This window comes from Pseudanabaena sp. 'Roaring Creek', from assembly GCF_001402795.1.
Classification (GTDB): Bacteria; Cyanobacteriota; Cyanobacteriia; order Pseudanabaenales; family Pseudanabaenaceae; genus Pseudanabaena.
In genome coordinates this window covers 1-4,877 of record NZ_LIRE01000441.1, presented here as the reverse complement: position 1 = coordinate 4,877, position 4,877 = coordinate 1, and the positions used below count along the sequence as shown (strand labels likewise).

General features: G+C 44.6%; 4 protein-coding genes. 3 read left to right on the top strand and 1 reads right to left on the bottom strand.

All coding sequences use genetic code 11. The features are described 5' to 3' along the window. Positions 1-74: 74 nt before the first annotated feature. A complete protein-coding gene (locus tag AC805_RS14380; protein WP_055076057.1) occupies positions 75-2,132 on the bottom strand; it encodes a serine/threonine-protein kinase in 2,058 nt (685 codons plus the stop codon). Positions 2,133-2,694: 562 nt separating this feature from the next. Here AC805_RS14380 and AC805_RS14375 point away from each other — a divergent pair. The 3 genes from AC805_RS14375 to AC805_RS14365 all read left to right on the top strand — a co-directional run. Then, positions 2,695-3,261, top strand: coding sequence for a sigma-70 family RNA polymerase sigma factor (locus AC805_RS14375; RefSeq protein ID WP_055076056.1), 567 nt, complete (start codon positions 2,695-2,697; stop codon positions 3,259-3,261). A gap of 12 nt (positions 3,262-3,273) precedes the next feature. Beyond that, positions 3,274-4,107 (top strand): anti-sigma factor domain-containing protein, encoded by an 834-nt coding sequence (locus tag AC805_RS14370; protein ID WP_055076055.1) that lies wholly within the window; start codon positions 3,274-3,276, stop codon positions 4,105-4,107. A 387-nt stretch (positions 4,108-4,494) separates the two neighbouring features. After that, positions 4,495-4,877, top strand: a 383-nt coding sequence (locus AC805_RS14365) for a hypothetical protein (protein WP_055076054.1), incomplete at its 3' end; no start/stop codon positions are given.

Here is a 4,877-nt window from a genome sequence, read left to right as displayed (position 1 = left end):
CGCAACACTCTTCTGGGTTTTATGTCTTAACATAACTGGCTATAGCTGTAATTGGCGATTTAATTGATGACTCTCTAATTGGCTATTTTCCAGATTTTTACCTTACCATCGAGACTGCCACTGATCAGCAATTTCCGATCTTCGCTAAATTCTACCGAGGAAACGCCGCGCTCGTGCTGCGATAAAACTTGTGGTGTTCGCTTTTCTTTTAAGTACCAGATACGTACGGTTTTATCGGCACTGCCACTGGCTAATAAACGATCGTCGCTACTAAAGGCGATCGTATGGACTTCTCCCGTATGTCCTGTGAGCAAATCCTTGAATTGCCCTGTTTTCCCATCCCATAGGCGGATCGTATTATCTTCCATGGCACTGGCGATCGTTTTTCCATCATTGCTATAGACGATCGATCGCACGGAGCTACCAGTATCTACTAGAGTTTTAACCGCTTTTCCTGTTTCGACATTCCATAGGCGGATCGCACCATCTTTGGAACCGCTAACCAAAAATTTACCATCGGGAGTAAATGAAACATCGTAAACCCAAGATGTTTCCGATAGAACGTTGATTAACTTCCCTGTTTCGGCATTCCAGAAACGGATCGTCCGATCGCCGCCAGAACTAGCAATCATTTTTCCATCAGGGCTAAAAATGGCTGTATAGACTCTTTCCTGATGTCCTTCCAGTTTGTTTAACAGCTTACCTGTGGCAACATCCCAAATAATTACAGTGCGATCGTCACTGGCACTGACTAACCTCTTGCCATTGGGGCTATATTGGATGTCATAGACCCGCCCATTATGTCCTTTGAGGGTCTGCAATTTTTTACTGGTTTGTAAGTCCCATAACTCAATAATCCGTTCGGAACTTGCACCTGCTAAGATACGGCCATCAGGACTAATGGTCACGCCATAAATGGCATCCTTAGAGCCATTAATCGAAAATTCCTTAATCAAAGTGGGAAGAGAACTCAACGCATTGGTGGAGAGAGTTGGTGCGGGAGAAGGTTCGGAACTTTCTGGGGATAGGTCTGGATTATTAGAGGGTTTGTGGGAATAGCCAAAGGTGAGAATCAGGGCTGTAATGACGATCGCACCGAGGGTAACAATGCCTAAGCCGATGTGCCAAGGCTGAAAATGCCGCCAGATCCTCTCTTGGGCTTGAGATTGGGAGGTTTGAGCTTGGCGATCGCGCATGGGTTCCTCTGGGTCACGGCTATAGGAATTCCGTCTTTGAGAGGTTCCCTCGCTCATCAGAACTGTTGGCAAACTGTGATTGACTTTGGAGACGGGATAGCGATTCACAAACTCGGCAATTTCCCGATACCCATGTTCGGCACTAGGATAGCGTTGCCGAAAATCAAACCGCACCATTTTGGAGAGAATGTCGGCAAATTCAGGATAAACCTTCGGAGCGGATGCTCGCCACAAAATTTCAAGATTATCATCCTTCGCAAGATGATTAGGCGGTACTCCTGTGAGAGCTTGAATACCGATCATTCCGATCGCATAGATATCGCTGGCAAATTTTGGCTCTCCATGAGCCTGCTCGCTGGGCATATACCCTGGCGTACCAATGCCTATGGTGTAGCCTGTATCCGCTTGTGCTGCTGATATGGCTGTGGGTGTAACAATTTGCTTGACAACGCCAAAATCAATTAAAAAAAGCTGTCCATCCCGACGACGAATGATGTTTTCAGGTTTAATATCCCGATGGATGACATTATTTTGATGCACAAAACTGAGAACGGTTAAGAGACTTTGTAATAGATCGGCAACGGCGAACTGTTCCCAAATTTTACCGCGCGGGAGTTCGTAGCTGAGATCTTTGCCATCGATATATTCTTGAACCAAATAAAATTCGGATAACTCTTCAAAGTGGGCAAATAGTTGGGGGATTTGTGGATGGGTTCCTAGACGATATAGAACTTGAGCCTCGGTCTCAAAAAGTCTTCGCGATAGTTGCAAGACGCTAGCTTCTTGAATATGCGGACTTAGCCTCTTGATGACTCGAATGGGGCGATCGGGAAGATGTAAGTCTTGTGAGAGATAGGTCTCGCCAAATCCACCACCACCCAATCGTGCTGTCACTTCGTAATGACCACCGACTATTTGACCTACTGTAAGACTCATAAGATATTTATGGGTATGTCTTAGATGCGATTGCGATCTTATTAAATAATCGAGTTATAGCTATAGCCAAATAGGTTAAGACATCAAACCCAGAAGAGTGTTGTGGCGCTTCGCGCCGCAACACTCTTCTGGGTTTTGTTTTTGTCCTAACATAACTGGCTACTGCTATAAATAATCGAGTTAAATAATCGAGTTAAATAATCGAGCATAATTACATATCAGAGTCAAAACCTGCGGTGCAGCTTGCGCCGTAGGTTTTAGATCTGGATTTTAATTAGGCTGGGGTACTTATACAGGATACTTACACAAGTTAAGTGTAATTCATTTAGCAATCCTCAATTACAATCCTCAATGAGTTGTGAGAGGTTTCGACCTTGCTGAGCTAAAGTATATTGAGTATCTCGATCGTTGATTAATGTCAATCAACTTTAACCCCAAAAGTCTGTGCAGTCCGCTACTTGTATGGGGCAGACTCCGCTTACCAGAACTGAATCCTATTGATACCACATCCGTTCTGCCTTAAGATGCGTAAATATTGTAATGATGCGTATCAACTTTCTCCATGAAACTCTCTGAGCAAACTGATATGGAAATACTGCAAGCTTGGCGAACGGGTAGCAGTCAGGCTTTTGGCATTTTTTACGATCGCTATGGTGAATTAGTTTACCGCCTATCATTGAGGATTTTGGGCAGTCAGCAGGAGGCTGAGGACTTAACCCAAGAAATTTTCATTTTGCTCAGCCGCAGTTCGTCTTACGATAGTAAGCGAGGTTCGATCGCCGCTTTTTTGACCGTGCTAACCCGATCGCGTGCCATTGACCGCATTCGTAAAACGCGATCGCAACAGCAGCATTTGCAAAAATGGGAACAAAATATTTCTCTAGACTATGACACCAGAAATTCATCACTTATGGAAACTTTGTCATTGGCAGAACGCTCGGAAAAGGTAAAGGCAGCTTTAGCAAATTTGCCCGATAAGCATCGCCAAGTCTTAGAAATGGCCTATTTTGATGGACTTAGCCAAACAGAAATTGCCAAAGCACTAGATGCACCTCTGGGAACTGTAAAGTCATGGGCTCGGAATGGGTTGATTCGATTAAGAGAGAGTTTAAAGGATTCGCTAGAGTGAGACTGAAGTGATATGACAAGACAAAACTATCCCCAAAATCATGCCAACAATTATCCCCACCACTGGGAAGAATTATTAGCGGGTTATGTTTTAGGAGATTTAGAGCCTGAGGAGGTGACGGAAATGCACGATCTGATTGCCGAATATCCCGAGCTCATCTCTGAAATTGATGGTTTACAAGAAGCTCTGGCACTACTCCCTCTCGGTTTAAGTGAAAGTACGCCAGCCAGTAGTTTGCGCGATCGCATTGCCGCAATGGCTATTCCTCAAGCAGAACCACTGACTTTAGAAGATTCCCACATAGAAAATCTATTAGAGGAGAATTCAATAATTACAGGGATAAAGCGATCGCCACGCCAGCGAAACTTATGGCAACTAGCCGCAATCGGGTTAGGGAGTATCACGGCGATCGCTCTAGTTGCTATGGGCTTTGATAATTATCAAATGCGCCAGCAAATTGCTACTCACCAAATAGAGTTACAAAAATATCGTCAAGCGATCGCGATGCTACAAAGTGCCGATAATCGCATGATTTCTTTGAAAGGAATGGGAGCTATTCCTACAGCTTCTGGTAGCGTGACGATCGCTCCCAACGAAAAAGCGGCGATGATTAGCATTCAGAACCTCATGCCTATTCCTCAAGAAAATAGCTATCGACTTTGGGCGATCGTTGATGGCAAAAAAGTAGACTGCGCTCAATTTCGTCCTGACGAGCAGGGTAAAGTGTTTGTAAAAGTTCCCCTAGATAATGCCCTCAAGCAATCTACGACTGTAATTATTACGATCGAACCAAACAAAGATATGCCCGAGCCAACTGGGGCAATGGTAATGAAAGGAGAAGTTTGACAGCTTTGCCCTGCGATCTTTCTTGTGGTGGGTTCGATCTAACACTGCTATGTTTTACTCCCTAATGAGTCAAAGCCCTACTTTTCTCATAAATGATTTAGGACTGCTTCTCTCTTCCCATTGAATAATCGGTGTTGTGACGCTTCGCGTCACAACACTAAATTATTGGTTTTTGATGTCTATTTCTTTGGTGGGGAGGGAGTAAGTAGTTCAGCATAATTAAAAACCAAAACCAGAGAGCATCCCGTCCGCTAAGCGGACGGGATGCTCTCTGGTTTTACTTGGCTACTTATTTTTTCATCCGATTTGCTCGGTCAAACGTATATCAAATAAGTGAACTTCAATAGGTTCCACGACATTGATTTTTTGCAAAGAGAGATAATAACGATGAACTATAGAATCCTTGGACTTATTGCTGGGCTGACTCTTACTGCTAGTGTTGTTTCCTGTACCGCAACATCTACTCCTACCGAACAAGCAACTCCCGCGCAATCTGTACCATCGGCGAAGCCTACTGATGCGATGAAAGGCGATGCGATGAAGGATAAGACTGGCAGCGCTATGAAGGATAAGACTGGCGATGCCATGAAGAACGATGCCATGAAGGATAAGACTGGCGATGCCATGAAGAATGATGCCATGAAAGGCGATGCCATGAAGGATAAGACTAGCGATGCCATGAAGGATAGCAAGCCTGCTGATGCCATGAAAGGCGATGCCATGAAGGATAGCAAGCCTGCTGATGCCATGAAAGGCGATGCCATGAAGGA

Coding starts and splice junctions, on each gene's coding strand:
- AC805_RS14375 (WP_055076056.1), top strand. CDS start 2,695: ATGAAACTCTCTGAGCAAACTGATATGGAAATACTGCAAGCTTGGCGA.
- AC805_RS14380 (WP_055076057.1), bottom strand. CDS start 2,132: ATGAGTCTTACAGTAGGTCAAATAGTCGGTGGTCATTACGAAGTGACA.
- AC805_RS14370 (WP_055076055.1), top strand. CDS start 3,274: ATGACAAGACAAAACTATCCCCAAAATCATGCCAACAATTATCCCCAC.